This is a genomic window from Actinomycetospora sp. 2LY8.5, from assembly GCF_057180585.1.
The window spans coordinates 14,638-31,683 of sequence record NZ_JBXUHE010000056.1; the positions used below are offsets into that span (position 1 = coordinate 14,638).

Sequence of the window (17,046 nt, forward strand, 5' to 3'; positions counted from 1 at the left end):
CCCACGCCGCGTACGGCCGGCGCGGCGCTGGTCGAACTGCGCCGTAGCGCCGTAGTCGGGTCGCGGCGATCACCGGCGTCCGCAGACGCTTGACAGTGGTCGAGACCACTCCTAGTGTTCGGCACATCGGCGATTGTATCCAGAACTCGCCCAACGACGGTAGGGTCCGTGACCGGCATCCAGGCAGTTGACTCACCAACGCTCGTCCACACGATCGCTAACGCGATCCGTACAGAGATCGTGTCGGGCGCACTCGCACCGGGCGAGCGGATCCGACAGGAGACGATCTCGGCTCAACTCGGGGTCAGTCGTACGCCGCTGCGCGAGGCCTTTCGGTTGTTGGTGGCAGAGGGCTGGCTGGAGATGAAGCCGCGCGTCGGTGTCCGTGTGAGTCAACTGTCTGTCGAGGAAGTGCAGGAGCTGGCAGTCATGCGCCTGCTCCTGGAACCGTTTGCTGCGCGCGTCGCAGCGACGGAACACGGCCCCGCTGATGCTGAACGCGCCGAGCGATGCCTTGAGGTCGGACCCTCATCGATGGACTACATGAGTGAGTACGACCGCTGGCAGGGCGTCGAGAGCGCGAACGAGGCGTTCCACTTCGCCATCTACGGCTTCACGGGCGGATTGGTAGCGGGCTCCGTGCATCTCATGGCCGAGCAGACTTGGCGACGCTTCATGAGGTATCGGCGCTTCTACATGCCACGGGGTTCGAACTGGGAGCGATCACGTGAGGCGCACGACAAGATCTTCCAGGTCTGGCGTGACCGGGACGGTGAGGCCGCCGAGCGCGAGGTCGCTGGTCACATCCTCGTTGCCGTCCAGACGATGATCCGAACCCTGGATTCGGAAGCAAGGCCGAATGCCGAGCTCTCCAGTATAGCCGCGAAGTATGACCTGACGTTCGAATGAGCCGATCCTGGCCCGACCTGGCGGGCATGCCTGCCTGATCACGGCGTTGACCAAACGAATTCCTCACTGTTCCCATGTCGCTCGATCCGTATCTCGGGTCTCGAGGCGTCCGCATGTCCTTTCGATGAGATGAAGGGTGGTCGATTCAGCCGTGTTTCGTGCCGATTTGGCGGACCGGGTCGTGGCAGCCCCTCGGAAGTATCAGATGCTGATCGGTGAGCAATGGTCGGACTCCGAGGATGGTCAGGTCTTCGAATCGACAAATCCGTATACCGAGGAGGTCTGGGCGACGGCCCCCCGAGGCTCCGAGGCGGACGTCGATGCCGCCGTCCGCGCGGCATCAGCGGCCATCGACGGGCCGTGGGGTCGGTTGACAGCGACCGAGCGTGGACGGCTCATGCGCCGGTTGGGTTCTCTGATTGCCGAACGCGCCGAGGACCTGGCGATCGTCGAAACGACCGACAACGGCAAGCTCCTGCGCGAGATGCGTGGCCAGATCGGCAGCCTGCCGGACTGGTACGACTACTTCGCCGGGTGGGCGGACAAGATCGAAGGAACCACGCCGCCCTCGCCGAAACCAGGCTACTTCATCTACACGCGGCCCGAGCCGATCGGTGTCGTCGCGGCGATCCTGCCCTGGAACAGCCCCCTCCTGCTGTTGACCTTCAAGCTGGCGCCGGCGCTAGCCGCGGGGTGCACGATCATCGCGAAACCCGCGGAGCAGACGCCAGCCTCAACGCTCGAGTTCGCCAGACTCTTCGAGAAGGCTGGGTTTCCTCCCGGCGTGTTCAACGTCGTGACCGGCGATGGACGCACCGGCGCGGCGCTGGCGAGTCATCCCGGGGTGGCCGCGGTCGCATTCACCGGCTCCACGGAGAGCGGCAAGAAGGTCATGCGGTCGGCAGCCGACCATCTCGCGAAGGTCACTCTGGAGCTCGGCGGCAAGTCACCGAACATCGTCTTCGAGGACGCGGACCTCGACGCCGCGGCGAACGGCGTGATCGCGGGGATCTTCGCGGCCACCGGCCAGACGTGTGTTGCGGGCAGCAGGCTGGTCGTCGCCGAGAGCGTGCACGACGAGCTCGTCGAGCGCGTGGCCCAACGCGCGCGATCGATCAAGCTCGGCGACCCGCTCGACGCCGCGACGGAGATGGGTCCGGTGGCTTTCCGTGAGCAGCTCGACAAGATCGTGGAGCTCGTCACCTCCGCCGTGGACGAGGGCGCGATGGTGCGGGCGGGCGGGTCGGTGCCCGAGGCGACGACGGGCACGAAAGGGCTCTTCTACCCGCCGACGATCCTGACCGAGGTCGACAATCACATGCAGATCGCCCGGCAAGAAGTCTTCGGTCCGGTGCTGTCGGTGATCCGCTTCCGCGATGAGGAAGAAGCGCTCTCGATCGCGAACGACACGTCCTACGGGCTGGGTGCGGGGGTGTGGACGAATGACATCCGCCGGGCCCACCGCGCGGCGTCCGCAGTTCGGTCCGGCAACGTCTGGGTCAACTGCTATCGCCTCCTCACCTTCAACGTGCCCTTCGGCGGCCGCAAGGCTAGCGGGATCGGACACGAAAATGGGAGTTCGGCCGTCCACGAATACCTGGAGACCAAGTCCGTGTGGATCGACCTTACGGGGAACACGAGGGACCCCTTCGTCCTGGGTTAACCAGCCGGGGGCACGGAACACTCGACCAGCATTATTCGACCGACTCAAGGAGGAGAAGCGTGCCGAAATATCATCTGGCAGTCGACGTCGGCGGGACGTTCACCGATGCCGTGCTGGTGAATCTCGACGACATGACGATCCGCCGTGGCAAGATCCGAACGACACCTGAGGATCAGTCGATAGGCGTGGTCGACGCAATTCAGCAGCTCGGTATCGGCATGGACGAGATCGCGACCTTCAGTCACGGGAACACCGTCGCGATCAACGCGTTGCTCGAACGGTCCGGCCCCCGGACCGCACTGATCTGCACCGAGGGCACACGAGACATGCTGGACATGGGCGGGCTTGTCCGCCCGTCCGGTGGTGACCTTTACGACGCGAGCTGGATCCGGCCGCACCAGCTCAACCCGCTCGTACACCGGCGGTTCATCCGTGACATCCCGGGGCGCCTCCGCTACGACGGCTCAGTTCACGTCCCGCTCGATGAGGAGGCTGTACGCAGGGAGATCCAGTTCCTCAAGGACGAGGGTGTCGAGGCGATCGCGGTCTGCCTCTTGCACGCGTACCTCAACCCGGTCCATGAGGAGAAGGTCCGGGAGATCATTGCGGAGATCCACCCGACCGCATACGTCCAGTCGTCCTCGGTCCGACCCGTCGTCGGCGAGTTCGACCGCACCTTCGCAGTGGTGCTCAACGCCTACTGCGGTCCGCTCATCGCGAACTACCTCAAGCGGCTGCGCAAGCGGCTCGACGAGCACGGCTACGCCGGCGAGGTGTTGATCACCCAGATGAACGGCGGAGTCCGGACCCTGGACCGCACGGTCGAGGAACTGCCGGGCTACACCATCCAGTCCGGACCGACGGCGGGTCTGCTCGGCGCCGAGGCGTACGCCCGGGACGTGCTGGACGAGCAGAGCTACGTCTGCGTCGACATCGGCGGGACCAGCACCGACATCGGGATGGTGGGGGAAGGCACGGCGCGCCGTACCGACGATTGGGAGCTCGAGTTCGGCATCCGGCTCGGCTTCCCCGCGCTGGACGTGCGCAGCATCGGCGCGGGTGGCGGCAGCATCATCCACGTCGACGACCTCGGGACGCTGCAGATCGGTCCGGAGAGCGCGGGGTCCGAGCCGGGCCCGGCGTGCTACGACCGGGGCGGGACCCGTCCCACGATGACCGACGCCCTTGTCGCGATGGGAATCATCCAGCCGAAGCTGTTCCTCAACGGCCGGATGGCGCTGTCTCGTCAGGCCTCGATTGACGCGCTCGCGACCGTCGCCGAGCCGCTCGGGATGACGCCGACGGAGCTGGCGGCGGGTGCGTACAACCTCATGAACTCCCACATCGAAGCGGAGGCGAGCAAGCTGGTCTTCGAGGCGGCGGTGGACCTCAGCACGTTCGTGCTGCTGGCCTACGGCGGCGCCGGGCCGATCCACGGCGCCGGCGTTGCGCGGGCGCTGGGCATCAAGCGGGTCGCCATCCCCTTTTTCCCGGGTGGCTTCAGCGCGCTGGGCATGGTCGCCGCTCCGGTGCGGGTGGAGAAGGCCGTGTCCATCGTCGACGAGATCGACCGGATGGGCGTGGACCGCCTCCGGGAGATATTCGACGAGCTGGACCGCAAGGCGGTCGAGGACCTCACCCTGCAGGGCGTCGACCCCTCGGCGATCACCTTGGAGCGGTCGCTGCACGGGCACTACGTCGGGCAGGGCTTCGCCAACCGCGTCGTGCTCCGTCCGGGTGACATCGACGAGACTGCCCTCAAGGCGTGGAAAGAGTCTTTCCACGAGTTCTACGAACGTTCCTACGGCTACTCCGCGCCGGAAACGCCCATCGAGGTCACGACCATGACCGTGACGGCGGCCAGCGGGGCTGGGAGCCTCCCGCTCACGAAGATCGAGACCGGTGGCGCCACTCCCCCCGACAATGCCCTGGAGTTCACCTCCGAGGTGCTCCTCGACGGTGTCACCCCCCGTCACATCCCCTTCTACCGCAGGCAGTCACTACTCGCCGGTAACGAAGTGGCCGGACCGGCGGTGATCGACGACGGGCTGTCAACCATCCTCGTCGAGCAGGACACGACGGCGACGATCGACTCGTTCGGCAACGTGCTGATCGACGCTAACCAGGAGGACCTCGGATGAGCGCGCTCAGCAATCCCCTCATGACCGCCCAGTCGGTCAGGAGCGAGTACGACCTCGACCTGGTCACCGCGGAGACCATTCGCGCAGGCCTGATCGAAGTGACCCGGCACATGCGCAACAACCTGGTCCGGAGCGCCTTCTCCAACGTCGTCCGCGACATCCTGGACTTCGCCGTCGCGATCCACGACGTCACGCCCGACGGCAGCAGCGAGATGACCGCCATCACCGAGGGCTGCTGTCACTTCGCCTTCACCCATCAGCACATGGCCAACATGGTCATGGACGAGTGGCGATACGAGAACATCGGGCCGGGCGACACCCTTTTCTGCAACGATCCCTGGCGCGGGTCCATCCACTTCCCGGACGTCAACCTGTTCCGTCCTGTGTTCTGGAAGGACGAGCCGGTCTTCCTGCTCACCGACGCCACCCACATCACCGACATCGGTGGCCCGGTCGCGGGGGGCTTCAACAGCGCGGCCACCACGCACTTCGAGGAGGGTCTGCGCGTCCCACCGACGCTGATCACCTCCGGTGGCAAGCCCGTGCGGTCCACGATCAACCTTCTGCTGGAGAACACCCGCACGCCGTTCGAGAACCTCGGTGACCTCCGTGCCCTATTCGGCACCTTGAAGGTCGGCGAGGCTCGACTGCAGAACCTGTTGCAACGTTACGGGATCGACGATGTCAAGGCGGGCGTGCGATACACCCTCGACCTGGCTGAGCGGCGGATGCGCCGCGCGATCGAAGCCATCCCGGACGGAGTCTGGGAGGGCGAGGAGTCCATCGACGACGACGGCGTGGTCGATGAGCCGCTCCGGCTCGCCGCGACGGTACGCAAGGTGGGCGACTCAGTTGAGATTGACTACTCCGGCTCGGACCGACAGCCGCTCGGTGCGCTGATGACGTGCTGGGAGGAGACCAACCGCTGCCTCGTCGGACCCAAGATGATGTTGGACCCGCGGCATCCGATGAACGCCGGCGCCATGCGCCCCTTCCACGTCCTCGCACCCGCCGGTTCCGTCGTGATGGGCCTGCCACCCGCGAGCCAGAGCATCCACACCGAGGTGGCGGCGAAGGCCGCCAACCTGATGCTGGGCATCTTCGGTCGGATGGGCTCGTCCCGGGAGATCGCGACGGAGAGCGCGAACACCCACCTCCACATCTTCGGCGGCGTGGACACCAGGCCTGGTCACGAAGGCAAGCCCTGGGGCCAGATCCTGTCCGTCGGCGGCTCGTGGGGTGGCACCAACAACAACGACGGCATCAGCTTCAACACCACCGCCATCTTCAACGTCGCTGACAACACGATCGAGCTCCTCGAGCGGGACAACCCCATCATGGTCCGGGGCCGCAACCTGCTGATCGACGCGGCTGCGGCCGGAAAGTACCGATCCGGCTTCTCGAACGGGCTGATCGTGGAGGTCATCAGCGACTGGGCGTCCTCGTCCTACCTGCTGGACTCCGGCCGTTTCGCGCGTCCGGGTCTGCACGGTGGTGGGGCCGGCATGACCTCGTACCTCTACAAGGTCAAGCGCCAGGCCGACGGCAGTATCCGCCAGCGGAACGGGATCATCCCACTCAGCGACCTCGAGTTGCTCGCCGGCAAGACCGACGAGGACGGCGCTCCGGACTCCCAAGACGGTGTCTGGGGGCGCAATGCTCCGCACAAGACGCTCAAGCTCAGCGGCTTCCTCATGGAGAAGGGTGAGGTCATCTACGTCATCTGCGCGACCGGCGGCGCGTTCGGCGACCCACTCGAGCGAGACGAGGAGTCAGTCCACAACGACGTCTGGAATGGACAGATCACGGTGGAGTTCGCCGCCCAGTCCTACGGGGTGGTGGTCGACCCCATCACCCACGACGTCGACTCGGGCGCCACGAAGGCGCTGCGCGACGAACTCCGCGAGAAGGCTCGGCGCGGAGAGTGGAGCCCGCCGGTCGCCGGGCTGCGGCCGTGGCCGCGCACCTGGGAGGAGCTGGAGACGCTGACTCTCCACTGAATCGCTTGGACCCGCCCACATCATCCGACGTCGAGGAGACGACGAGCATGTCCTGGGAACATCGTTACACCTACGCACGGCCCACCGAGCAGCAACTGTTCGTCAGCCGCGAGCCCGTCGATGCCACCTGCCCCAAGTGCGGCGGTACCGACCTGGCCCGGTACCCGATCGCGAACCACCTCGGCCCTCGCATCGCCACGAAGTGCCAGACCTGCTTGACCAGTCTCGCGATCGACCGCCCAGCCGCGGCCGACAACTGGCCGCCCTTCCGGTCGGTGACCTACGACTGGGACGCCTCTCTCGGTGAGCGGGCGTCCCGCGAACTGCTGCTTCGTGAGGGGTGGTCCTCCACATGACCGTCGGCGATGCCCCTCGCACCTCGAGAGCCGCTGTACTGACGAAGTTCGGCGAGGCGCTGGAGATGCGTGAGCTGCCCGTGCCGAGCGTCCTCGAGCGCCGCGCGATCCTCGTCCGGATCGAGATGGCGTCGGTTTGCGGCACTGACGTACACCTCTGGGACGGCTCTATGGCGGAGACCTTGCCGATCGCGCTGCCGGTCGTGCCCGGCCACGAGATGGTCGGGCGGGTCGTCGCACTCGGCGACGACGCCGAACGGGACTCGGTGGGCCAGGCGCTCGAGATCGGCGATCGCATCGTGTTCACCCACGCCTCGTGCGGGAGGTGCCACTACTGCGTCGTCTCGCGGCAGCCGAGCCTGTGCAAGGAACGGCAGTACTACATGTTCAGCAACTGCGAGCAGCCCCCGTACCTGGTTGGCGGGTTCTCGGAGTACTGCTACGTCTTCCCGAACTCCGGCCGCGTCCGCGTCCCGGACGACGTCGAGACGGAGTGGGCATCCGCAGCCAGCTGCGCCCTGCGCTCGGTGATCCAATCGTTCGAGCGACTCGGTGCGATCGAGCCGTGGGAGACGGTCGTCGTCCAGGGCGCCGGACCGCTCGGGCTGTTCGCCACGGCGGTGGCACGTGAGGCTGGGGCGGGGCAGATCATCACGATCGGAGCACCCGACCACCGGCTCGCGATCGCCAAGCAATGGGGCGCCACCGAAGTGGTGTCCATCTCGGAGGTCCCCGACGCGGCGGATCGCGCTAAGCGGGTGCGCGAGCTGTCCGGCGGCGCAGGTGCCGAGATCGTCATGGAGTTCTCAGGCGCACCGACGGCGTTCCCCGAGGGCCTGGACCTGATCCGGGACGGAGGGCGGTATGTGGTGACCGGCCAGGTAGGCAAGCACCGCACCGACATCTCGCCGACCGCCATCACCCGTCGTCAGCTCACGATCCTCGGGTCATGGTCCGGGGAGGTCACCCAGTACTGGAAGGCTCTGCAGTTTCTGAGCCGGACGCGGACGCGTATCGACTTCTCCCAGCTGCTGACCAATCGGTACCCGCTCGAGCATGCCTACGAGGCGCTGCTGCGCATGCAAGCGGGCGAGGAGATCAAGCCCCTCATCGTCCCCTCCGATGTGGCGGCGAGCTGAAAGTGCGCGCCGCGCGGGCGAGCCGCCCTACGGCTTTCGACAGCGGAGTACACCGGCCGGAATGAGAGGTGTAGAGATGGCATCCGGACCGACCGCGTCACAGTTAAGCGACGTCGCTCAATCCCTCGGGGTGTCGGACATCGTCGGTGACGGCGAGGTGAACTCACCCGAGGACGTCCTGCGGCTCGCATCCGCCGTGATCGGAGCGGCGGAAGGCGTGGCCATGGCCCAGGCCTCGTTGATCGCGCACGAGGGAGAGCAGCGGCAGTCCGTCGCCATGGAACTTCTCGAGGGGACCGCCTTCCGGGCCTCGCGTATGGACGGGCCGAGTCCGCAGATCAGCCGGGCGTTCCGGTCGCTCTGGGAGGTGCGGCGGCTCCGGACGCAGATCACGTCACTGTCCGGCGACTGCGTGAGTGCGGACCTCGACGTCCTCGGGACCGCGCTGGAGGCGATCCATGCGTTGCTCTCCGGGTTCGTGTACGAAGCGAATGGCAATGATGATTTGCGTGATTCGTGTCGCGATGTCGCCTCTGGTCACCTCGTGCGTGCGGCATCGTGCCTTCGTCGAGTGAACGGCGATGTTCCTGGTTGATCGTCGTCCGTCGCCACGGTCACCGACCCGATTCCGTGCTCCGCCGGGGGCGGTCGACCGGTCGTCGGTGGCGTTTCCCCGGCTCGTCTCCCGAGCGACCCCCAGGACGACGGCTCACGTGTCCGACCCGACAACCCGCCGGGAGCGGCCGAACGACGACTCACCCAGCTGCTGGACCGCAGTGCACGAGATGACCGTGGTGCCCTCGGCCGGCCCGAGCTGCCTGCCGTATGGCCGTCGATCCCTCGCGGCGAGGCGAGACGTCGACGGCCCGGATTCCGGCCGGCCGAACCCGATGAAGGAGCAGTGCATGACCGATGGGCCGCTGGCAGGCGTACGGGTGATCGACGCCGCCACTCTGGCCGCAGGCCCCCTGGTGGCGACGTGGCTGGGGGAGCACGGCGCCGAGGTGATCAAGATCGAGCAGCCAGATGGGGGTGATCCGCTGCGGCAATGGGGAGCCCGGAAGGACGGCGTCGGACTCATGTGGAAGAGCCTGGGGCGCAACAAGAAGTGCGTGACGCTCAACCTCCGCGAGGAGGCCGGGCGCGACCTGCTGCGCGATCTTTCCCGCACCGCGGACGTCGTGATCCTCAACCTGCGGCCGTCCACGCTGCAAAAGTGGGGGCTGGACTACGCCGGGTTCGCCGCCGTGAACCCGAAGCTGGTCATGGTGCACGTGACGGGGTTCGGCGAGGGCGGGCCGAAATCCGACCGCCCGGGTTTCGGCACCCTCGGCGAAGCGATGAGCGGGTTCGCCCACATCACGGGTGAGCGGGACGGGCCACCCACGCTGCCGTCGTTCATGCTGGCCGACGGCGTCGCGGCGCTCAACGCGACATATGCGGTGGTGATGGCGCTGTACCACCGCGATGTGCACGGCGCGAACGGCCAGCTGATCGACATCAACTTGATCGAGCCGCTCGCCCGTCTGATCGAGCAGCCGGTCCTGACCTACGACCAGCTCGGCGTGCTCCCGGGCCGCACCGGCAACAAGTGGGACATCTCGGCGCCGCGCAACACCTATATGACCAAGGATGGGCACTATCTCGCGATGTCCGGCAGCGCCCCGACGATCGCCATGCGCGCACTGAAGGCCGTCGGTCGTGAGGACCTCGCGACCGACCCCCGGTTCGCCGAGGCTCAGGAGCGGCTCAAGAACGCCGACCTCGTGGACTCGGTCATGGCGGAGTGGATCGGGCAACAGACACTCGACGACGCCATGGCCGTGTTCGAGGAAGCTCAGGTGGCGGCTGCGCCGATCTACAACGCCGAGCAGCTGTTGGCCGACCCCCAGCTGCGGGCCCGCGGAACCTACCCCACGGTGCCGGACCCCGACCTGGGCGAGATGCGGGTGCAGGCCCCGGTGCCGCGCTTCTCCGCCACGCCAGGCGGGATCGACCACCTAGGCGCTGGGATCGGGGCCCACAACGAGGAGATCTACGGAGGGCTCCTCGGATTGTCGGAGGACCGTCGCGGTGAGCTCCACGAGCAAGGAGTGATCTGACATGCCGCGACCGGTGCGTCCACGCCGTAGCGAGCTGGCCACACCGGCCAGCAATCACCATATGTTCGCCAAGTCCGCCGCGTCGGCGGCCGACCTCGTGTTCCTCGACCTGGAGGACGCGTGCGCACCCAGTGAGCGGGAGTCGTCGCGCGGCAAGGCCGCGAAGGCGCTGCGGGAGCTCAACTGGGGCACCACCACCCGTGCGATCCGCATGAACGGCATCAACACCCGCTGGGCCCACAGCGACGTGATCGAGGTGGTCACCGACGCGCGCGAGGCGCTCCAGGTGATCATCGTCCCGAAGGTCCGCCGCGCGCGCGAAGTGTGGTGGGTCGACACGCTGCTCACGCAACTCGAGGAGACCCTGGGCCTGCCCTCGAAGGGCATCGGTCTGGAGGTGCTGATCGAGGAGACCGAGGGGCTGGAGAACGTCGGGGAGATCGCGCGGGCGTCGGACCGGCTCGAGGCCATCATCTTCGGAGCGGGTGACTTCTCGGCCTCCCAGGGCGCGCGGGTGAACACGAACTTCGACCCGTTCGTCGACTACCCCGGCGACATCTGGCACTACGCCCGCGCCAGAGTAGTCGTGGCCGCCCGCTCGGCGGGGATCGACGCGATCGATGCGCCATTCCCGAACTACCGAGACCCCGACGCTTATCGGGTCGCATGCGACCGCGCCGCGGCGATGGGCTACGTGGGCAAGTGGGCCATCCACCCCTCACAGATCGATCTCGCCAATTCCGCATTTGCGCCGACCGAGGACGAGATCACCCACGCCCGCCGGGTGGTCGCCGCCTATCGCGAGGCCGAAGCGGGAGGCAAGGGGGCCACCGGCCTCGACGGCATGCTCGTCGACGCGGCTCACCTGCGCCACGCCGCGACCGTCGCCCGCACCGCCGAATTGCTCGGACTCTGAGCGACCACCTACACAGGGAGACACCAATGCCCCGACAGATGACTCTCGTCGGCTTCATGCAAGCCGGGAATGTGACCGTCTACTCCGGGTCGTGGCGGTACCCGTCCGCGGATCTGGGGTTCCTGACCACGGACTACTACAACCACATCGCACGCACACTCGAGGCCGGCAAGTTCGACTGCGTGTTCTTCGACGACCGCCTGGCCATGCCCGGCGTCTACGGCAACTCGACGGACGACGCCGTGCGCTACGGTGCACGGCCGATGAAGCTAGACCTCACTGCGGTGCTGGGCAGCATCATCGGCGCGACCGAGCGCATCGGCGTTGGAGCCACTTACTCCACCACGTACTACGCCCCCTTCCACGTGGCCCGGACATTCGCCACGCTCGATCACCTCTCTGGGGGACGGGCGGCGTGGAACGTGGTCACGTCGGTGAACGACTCCGAGGCGCAGAACTTCGGGCTGGAGACCCACCTCGACCACGACCAGCGCTACGACCGGGCCGAGGAGTTCCTCGAGGTCGTCACCGCGCTCTGGGACTCGTGGGAGGACGACGCACTGATCATGGACAGGGGATCCGGCGAGTTCGCTGACCCGGCCAAAGTCCACGAGGTCAACCACAAGGGCGACTACTTCTCGGTGCGCGGCCCGTTGACCGTGCCGCGAAGCCCGCAGGGTCGCCCTGTCATCCTGCAGGCGGGCTCGTCGGGGCGGGGCCGGCAGTTCGCGGGCCGGTGGGCAGACATGATCTTCACCGCCGCGCCCGGGCTCCCCGTGTCCCAGAAACAGTACCGCGAGCAGAAGGAGCAGATCGCGGCGTCGGGTCGTGACCCCGAGGGCGTAAAGCTGCTGCCGATGGCCTACGCCGTCGTCGGCGAGACCGAAGCGATCGCGCAGGAAAAGGAGCGACTGTTCCTCGACGCCTACGTGCACCCGATCGCGTCCCTGGCCCTGCTCTCCGAGGTCCTGAACTACGACTTCTCGAAGCACGACCTCGACGACGTGGTGTCCGACGAGATGATGGAGGCTAGCGGCGGTATCCGCGGACTGGCCCAGGGCGTGCGGAACCATCTTAACCGCGAGGTCACCGTGCGGGACCTGGCCGAACACCGGGCCACTCTGCTGCAGGGACCGCGCTTCGTCGGGACTGCCGAGCAGGTGGCCGACCAGATGCAGGAGTGGTTCGAGATGGCCGGCTGCGACGGCTTCGTCCTGGCGGCGACACACCTGCCTGGCGCCTTCGAGGAGTTCGTTCGGATGGTCGTGCCCATCCTGCAGGAGCGAGGTCTGTTCCGGGCCGAGTACGAGGGCCGGACGCTGCGCGAGCACCTCGGCGTCAAACGTCCCGTCCGCTGACCCGACCCGACGAGTGATGCGCGGAGGCACGTCGTGCAGCCGCTTGCCGGCTGTCTCGAGAGCAGGCGTGATGGTCGGACTCGCCGACATCCAGCCCGCAGAACACCGCTAACGGAGACTTCGGCGACCCATCACCGGACAGGCTCGAGCAGCTCTATCTCGCTCAGGCCGCCCAGTACTCAGGCGCCTCGGCGCCCTTCAGTCAGTTGATCGTCTTAGACCTCAGCGATCACTCCGGGGGAGTGCCGCCACTCGAGGACATGGTTTGGGTCGCCTCTTATTGCGCCACCACATCAGCGTCGCCCCAGCACGTGGTCTGCGGCATGGTCGCCGGGAATCGCCTACCGCCCAGCGCCGTCAAGATGGATCGACCAGACTGACCTGCTCGATCAGCTGAAAGGGGGCCCACCGGAAGTCCACCGACGGGACCGCCCCCGCCAACACCCGTCAACGACGAGAACATCGTGGTGATTGGCGACCTCGAAGAGACGCTCGAGACTCGGCGGTACTCATCATCTAGTGGACTGGAGTACTTAATGCCTGTTCAGCAAACCGCTGACGTCTCCGCCTGGCGTTTCGCCGGCGGCCACTCCGATTTCCAGGTAAAGCACTGCCCTGCCTGGCCCCGCGCCGTGTAGTCCCTCCACAGATTCCGTCCCGGCGATCGCGATGGCGACGACAGGGGTCGCGATGCCGTCGTTGAGTCCGCTCTCCACGGTGAGCAGCCGCCGGGACTTTTCCCGGCTCACCGCTTCACTGGCCCTGGTTGTCAGCGGATTACGGGGCGAGGCCCGCCGGCGGGCACACGATAGGTGACGGTCAATTGAACGTTGGACAGGATCGATCCGCACGCGGTTCGGTCTTCACCAGTGAGGTTGCTGAAGGAGGTGAATCCGCTGCGCATGAGGCCGTAGGGCGGTGGTGGTGCGCCGCCAAGGGGAGCGGTGCGCTGGTACTGCCAGAAGTAGAGTTCGCTGATGTCCCATTCGCGCGCGGAGAGTCGTCGCGTCTGGTTGTAGGTGACGTGGGGGAGGAGTCCCCTGGGATCAGTGTGGGTCCAGTCTCCGGTAGGGAAGCCGATGGCTGCGACACAGCCGTAAGGTTTGGGTTCGGGGTTGCCCCGCCCGCTGACCCAGCACCCGGAGCCACCGGCTGGTCCGTTGGCCATCGCGAGCCTGTAGCCCTGGAAGCCGTTGAAGATGACAAAGCACCCGCCGGTCGGCGCCTCGTCGTAGGTCAGGATCGCGCGGTCGATGACCTTGGCAGGGACCCGGCTCAGGGGGCCCTCCTCGAATCGGATCGCGATCTCCTTGATCTGCGCTCCGCATGGAGCGCCCCCGTCGAGCTCGTACTGAGCGAACCCGAAGATGAGGCCACCCGGGGTGAAATCGCCGCTGCGATAGCAGTCGTACATCCGGTTGGTCTCCTGCGCGCGCGATTGCGCAACCCCCAGAATCATCATGTAGACGCCCTGCGTGGTGATGTTGTTGTCGGGGATCCGTCGTTGCGCGGCCAGTGCGTTGTCCGCGCGGGCTTGATCCCGGCGGTCGGTGGCGACGCAGACGATGTCGCCGTCGAAGGCCTCACGCCATACCAGGCCGGGCTTGCACGTGTTGCCTTGTCCTAATGCGCGGTTGGAGTCGGCTTGATCGTTCTCGATCCGGGTCAGCTGCCGCGTGGCCGGTGTGACGCACACGAGGTCGGAGGGCCGCGCTGCTCGCCAGACGAAGCCGGGCTGACAGGGATCTTGGGCGGCCACGCGGCCACCGGATTCGGGCCTTGAGGCTCCGGGGCTCTCGTGTCGTGCGCGGCGGCGGTCTCGGCGGTCGACGCGAGCAGACCAGTCAGCAGGACAGCCAGCGCGACCAGACACGTGACCCGGCGGAGCCGCGCGCGACAGGAAGGTCGACTCTCGAGCAGCGACGTGGCTGCGTATCGTGACATCCCCACACTCCCCGGCTGGCGCCGGTCCAACCGAGCCAGATGCTTGGAGGAATTTGAGCACTATACGTGATTCGATAGGCGTGTTCGCCTGGATGTGAAATCGAATGCAGCAAGGGTTCAGCTCGAATGGAGTAGCGACATAGCTCGGCCGCGGCAGTCGTCGCGTCGACCCTGCGACGACGTGGGCTGACGGGATGGATGCGTAGGCGCGCCGGTGATGGCGGCGGACACCCCGTGGACGGCGAAATGCCCCTTTGCGCGGTCATCGGTGAGCAGATGACTGTGTATCTCGATCTTGTGGCGTTGTGTCGGAGGTGGCGACGACTCGCTCGGCCGCAGCGGCTCTCGGGCCGGGCCTGCACCGTCGGTTGGAATGGGCCTCTCGATCTCGCAGCGAGGGTCCACCGCTGAAGCCCCGGCGTTCGAGCAGGGGCGGACGTCCTCGACGCTCGTGTCGGGACCCGTGGCTACGTGTCTCCGTCCTCGTGCGTGTCGCTGCTGACGACGGCTGAATCCTGACCCCCTAGCGTCGGGTGAACTTGGACCCCCTCGCCGTTAGGGAGGGGTGCTGAAGGTGGAGGACTGGGCGGAGATCCGGCGCCTGCATCGGGCGGAGGGGATGCCGATCAAGGCGATCGCCCGGCGGCTCGGGGTGGGGCGGAACACGGTGCGGCGGGCGTTGGCCGCGGACGCGCCACCGAAGTATCAGAGGCCGGCGAAGGGCTCGATCGTCGATGAGGTCGAGCCGCAGATCCGGGAGCTGCTGGCGTCGTGGCCGACGATGCCGGCGACGGTGATCGCTGAGCGGATCGGCTGGACGCGGTCGTTGACGGTGCTCAAGGGCCGGGTCCGGGAGCTGCGGCCGTTGTTCACCCCGCCGGACCCGGCGTCGCGCACCGAATACCGGCCCGGCGAGCTCGCCCAGTGCGACCTGTGGTTTCCGCCGGTCGAGGTGCCGTTGGGCGCCGGCCACGCGGGGTCGCCGCCGGTGCTGGTGATGGTGTCGGGCTACTCGCGGATCATGACCGCGCGGATGCTGCCCTCGCGGCAGGGCCCGGATCTGCTGGCCGGGCACTGGGCCCTGCTGGGCGGATGGGGCGCGGTGCCGCGGGCGCTGGTGTGGGACAACGAGTCCGCCGTCGGCTCCTGGCGGGGTGGTCGTCCGCAGCTGACCGAGGCGATGAGCGGGTTCCGCGGCGCGCTGGGCATCAAGGTGATCCAGTGTCGCCCGGGCGACCCCGAGGCCAAGGGCCTGGTCGAGCGGGCCAACAAGTACTTGGAGACGTCGTTCCTGCCCGGGCGCGCGTTCGCTTCGCCGGGCGACTTCAACGGTCAGCTAGGGACCTGGCTGGCGCGGACCAACCAGCGCCACCACCGCCGCCTGGGTTGTCGCCCGGTCGAGCGCTGGCGCGCTGATCGGGCTGCGATGCTCACGCTGCCGCCGCTCGCCCCGGCCGCCGCGACCTCGGGGTGGACCACGAGCCTGCGCCTGCCCCGGGATCACTACGTCCGTCTCGACGGCAACGACTACTCGGTGCACCCCGCCGCGGTCGGGCGCGGGGTCGTGATCAGCGCCGACCTCGAGCACGTGACCGTCAGGCTCGCTGACGGTCACGCCGGCGCCCATGTCGCCTGCCACCGGCGGTGCTGGGCGCGGCACCAGACGATCACCGACCCGGACCACGCCGACGCGGCCGCCGTGCTGCGCGCGGCGCACCGCGATCGGCTGGCCCCGCCAACCCACGACGAGGTCGCCTACCGCGACCTGGCCGACTACGACCGCCTCTTCGGCCTGGCCAGCGACAGCGACATGAGCGACAGCGACAGGACCGACAGCGATGTGGTCGGGGAGGCGGTCTGATGCCGACGAAGAACACCACCACCGGCCAGCACAGCCGCAACATCAACGCGGAGCTGGCGTTCCTGACCCGGGCGCTCAAGGCTCCGTCGCTGGCCGCGGCGGTCGAGCGCCTCGCCGAACGCGCCCGGGCCGAGTCCTGGACCCACGAGGAGTTCCTGGCCGCCTGCCTGCAGCGTGAGGTCGCCGCCCGCGACGCCCACGGCGGTGAGGGCCGTATCCGCGCCGCCCGCTTCCCGGCCCGCAAGAGCCTCGAGGACTTCGACGTCGAGCACCAGCGCTCCCTCAAGCGCGAGGTCCTGGCCCACCTCGGGACCCTGGACTTCATCGCGAACAAGGACAACGTGGTGTTCCTCGGGCCGCCGGGAACCGGCAAGACCCACCTCGCGGTCGGGCTCGGGGTCCGGGCCTGCCAGGGCGGGCACCGCACCCTGTTCGCCACCGCGGCCGAGTGGGTCGCCCGCCTCGCCGAAGCCCACCACGCCGGACGACTCCAACAGGAACTGATCAAGCTGGGCCGGGTGCCGCTGCTGATCATCGACGAGGTCGGCTGTGCGCCACGAGGCGCTGAGGAACCGTGTGGGAGGAGGAGCCCACCGCGGGCCATCGCAGTGGCCGGTTGACGCTGGAGGCAGGCCGATCCCCGGGTCTGGGGGTGAG

Annotated in this window: 13 protein-coding genes; 12 read left to right on the forward strand and 1 reads right to left on the reverse strand. The window is 67.5% G+C overall.

The window, feature by feature from the left end; all coding sequences use genetic code 11:
* Positions 1 to 168: 168 nt before the first annotated feature.
* The 10 genes from AC2A1K_RS32405 (at position 169) to AC2A1K_RS32450 (ending at position 12,584) form a co-directional block, all read left to right on the forward strand.
* Positions 169 to 909 carry a GntR family transcriptional regulator gene (locus tag AC2A1K_RS32405; RefSeq protein ID WP_483900473.1) on the forward strand — a complete coding sequence of 247 codons (741 nt, stop codon included), beginning with the start codon at positions 169 to 171 and terminating at the stop codon, positions 907 to 909.
* A gap of 136 nt (positions 910 to 1,045) precedes the next feature.
* Positions 1,046 to 2,572: an aldehyde dehydrogenase gene (locus tag AC2A1K_RS32410; RefSeq protein WP_483900474.1), complete on the forward strand. Its 1,527-nt coding sequence runs from the start codon at positions 1,046 to 1,048 to the stop codon at positions 2,570 to 2,572.
* A 59-nt stretch (positions 2,573 to 2,631) separates the two neighbouring features.
* On the forward strand, positions 2,632 to 4,713 hold the full coding sequence (locus tag AC2A1K_RS32415) for a hydantoinase/oxoprolinase family protein (RefSeq protein WP_483900475.1): 2,082 nt from the start codon (positions 2,632 to 2,634) through the stop codon (positions 4,711 to 4,713).
* Positions 4,710 to 6,713 (forward strand): hydantoinase B/oxoprolinase family protein, encoded by a 2,004-nt coding sequence (locus AC2A1K_RS32420; RefSeq protein WP_483900476.1) that lies wholly within the window; start codon positions 4,710 to 4,712, stop codon positions 6,711 to 6,713. Before AC2A1K_RS32415 ends, AC2A1K_RS32420 begins: the two co-directional genes overlap by 4 nt.
* Before the next feature lie 47 nt (positions 6,714 to 6,760).
* A complete protein-coding gene (locus AC2A1K_RS32425) occupies positions 6,761 to 7,069 on the forward strand; it encodes a hypothetical protein (RefSeq protein ID WP_483900477.1) in 309 nt (102 codons plus the stop codon).
* Positions 7,066 to 8,208: a zinc-binding dehydrogenase gene (locus AC2A1K_RS32430; RefSeq protein WP_483900478.1), complete on the forward strand. Its 1,143-nt coding sequence runs from the start codon at positions 7,066 to 7,068 to the stop codon at positions 8,206 to 8,208. Before AC2A1K_RS32425 ends, AC2A1K_RS32430 begins: the two co-directional genes overlap by 4 nt.
* Before the next feature lie 76 nt (positions 8,209 to 8,284).
* Entirely contained in the window at positions 8,285 to 8,803 is a 519-nt protein-coding gene (locus tag AC2A1K_RS32435; protein ID WP_483900479.1) for a hypothetical protein, read from the forward strand.
* A 190-nt stretch (positions 8,804 to 8,993) separates the two neighbouring features.
* Positions 8,994 to 10,310 (forward strand): CaiB/BaiF CoA transferase family protein, encoded by a 1,317-nt coding sequence (locus tag AC2A1K_RS32440; RefSeq protein WP_483900480.1) that lies wholly within the window; start codon positions 8,994 to 8,996, stop codon positions 10,308 to 10,310.
* Position 10,311: 1 nt separating this feature from the next.
* Positions 10,312 to 11,226, forward strand: a complete 915-nt coding sequence (locus tag AC2A1K_RS32445; protein ID WP_483900481.1) for an HpcH/HpaI aldolase/citrate lyase family protein — start codon at positions 10,312 to 10,314, stop codon at positions 11,224 to 11,226.
* Between the two features lie 26 nt (positions 11,227 to 11,252).
* Complete coding sequence (locus AC2A1K_RS32450) at positions 11,253 to 12,584, forward strand: LLM class flavin-dependent oxidoreductase (protein WP_483900482.1); 1,332 nt, start codon at positions 11,253 to 11,255, stop codon at positions 12,582 to 12,584.
* Between the two features lie 769 nt (positions 12,585 to 13,353).
* Here the strand turns inward: AC2A1K_RS32450 and AC2A1K_RS32455 are convergent.
* The gene (locus AC2A1K_RS32455) at positions 13,354 to 14,343 is read right to left on the reverse strand and encodes a hypothetical protein (protein ID WP_483900483.1); all 990 of its coding nucleotides are present in this window, start codon (positions 14,341 to 14,343) and stop codon (positions 13,354 to 13,356) included.
* Positions 14,344 to 15,093: 750 nt separating this feature from the next.
* On the opposite strand from AC2A1K_RS32455, the gene istA reads away from it, so the two are divergent.
* Together istA and AC2A1K_RS32465 are read left to right on the forward strand one after the other, a co-directional pair.
* The gene (istA, locus tag AC2A1K_RS32460; protein ID WP_483900484.1) at positions 15,094 to 16,389 is read left to right on the forward strand and encodes an IS21 family transposase; all 1,296 of its coding nucleotides are present in this window, start codon (positions 15,094 to 15,096) and stop codon (positions 16,387 to 16,389) included.
* Positions 16,389 to 17,009, forward strand: a complete 621-nt coding sequence (locus AC2A1K_RS32465; RefSeq protein ID WP_483900485.1) for an ATP-binding protein — start codon at positions 16,389 to 16,391, stop codon at positions 17,007 to 17,009. The genes istA and AC2A1K_RS32465 overlap by 1 nt, the downstream gene beginning before the upstream one ends.
* Positions 17,010 to 17,046 lie beyond the last annotated feature (37 nt).

What these genes read in the sequence shown, in the direction of transcription:
- AC2A1K_RS32420 (WP_483900476.1), top strand. Translation starts at nt 4,710, where the DNA reads ATGAGCGCGCTCAGCAATCCCCTCATGACCGCCCAGTCGGTCAGGAGC.
- AC2A1K_RS32425 (WP_483900477.1), top strand. Translation starts at nt 6,761, where the DNA reads ATGTCCTGGGAACATCGTTACACCTACGCACGGCCCACCGAGCAGCAA.
- AC2A1K_RS32430 (WP_483900478.1), top strand. Translation starts at nt 7,066, where the DNA reads ATGACCGTCGGCGATGCCCCTCGCACCTCGAGAGCCGCTGTACTGACG.
- AC2A1K_RS32435 (WP_483900479.1), top strand. Translation starts at nt 8,285, where the DNA reads ATGGCATCCGGACCGACCGCGTCACAGTTAAGCGACGTCGCTCAATCC.
- AC2A1K_RS32440 (WP_483900480.1), top strand. Translation starts at nt 8,994, where the DNA reads ATGACCGTGGTGCCCTCGGCCGGCCCGAGCTGCCTGCCGTATGGCCGT.
- AC2A1K_RS32445 (WP_483900481.1), top strand. Translation starts at nt 10,312, where the DNA reads ATGCCGCGACCGGTGCGTCCACGCCGTAGCGAGCTGGCCACACCGGCC.
- AC2A1K_RS32450 (WP_483900482.1), top strand. Translation starts at nt 11,253, where the DNA reads ATGCCCCGACAGATGACTCTCGTCGGCTTCATGCAAGCCGGGAATGTG.
- AC2A1K_RS32465 (WP_483900485.1), top strand. Translation starts at nt 16,389, where the DNA reads ATGCCGACGAAGAACACCACCACCGGCCAGCACAGCCGCAACATCAAC.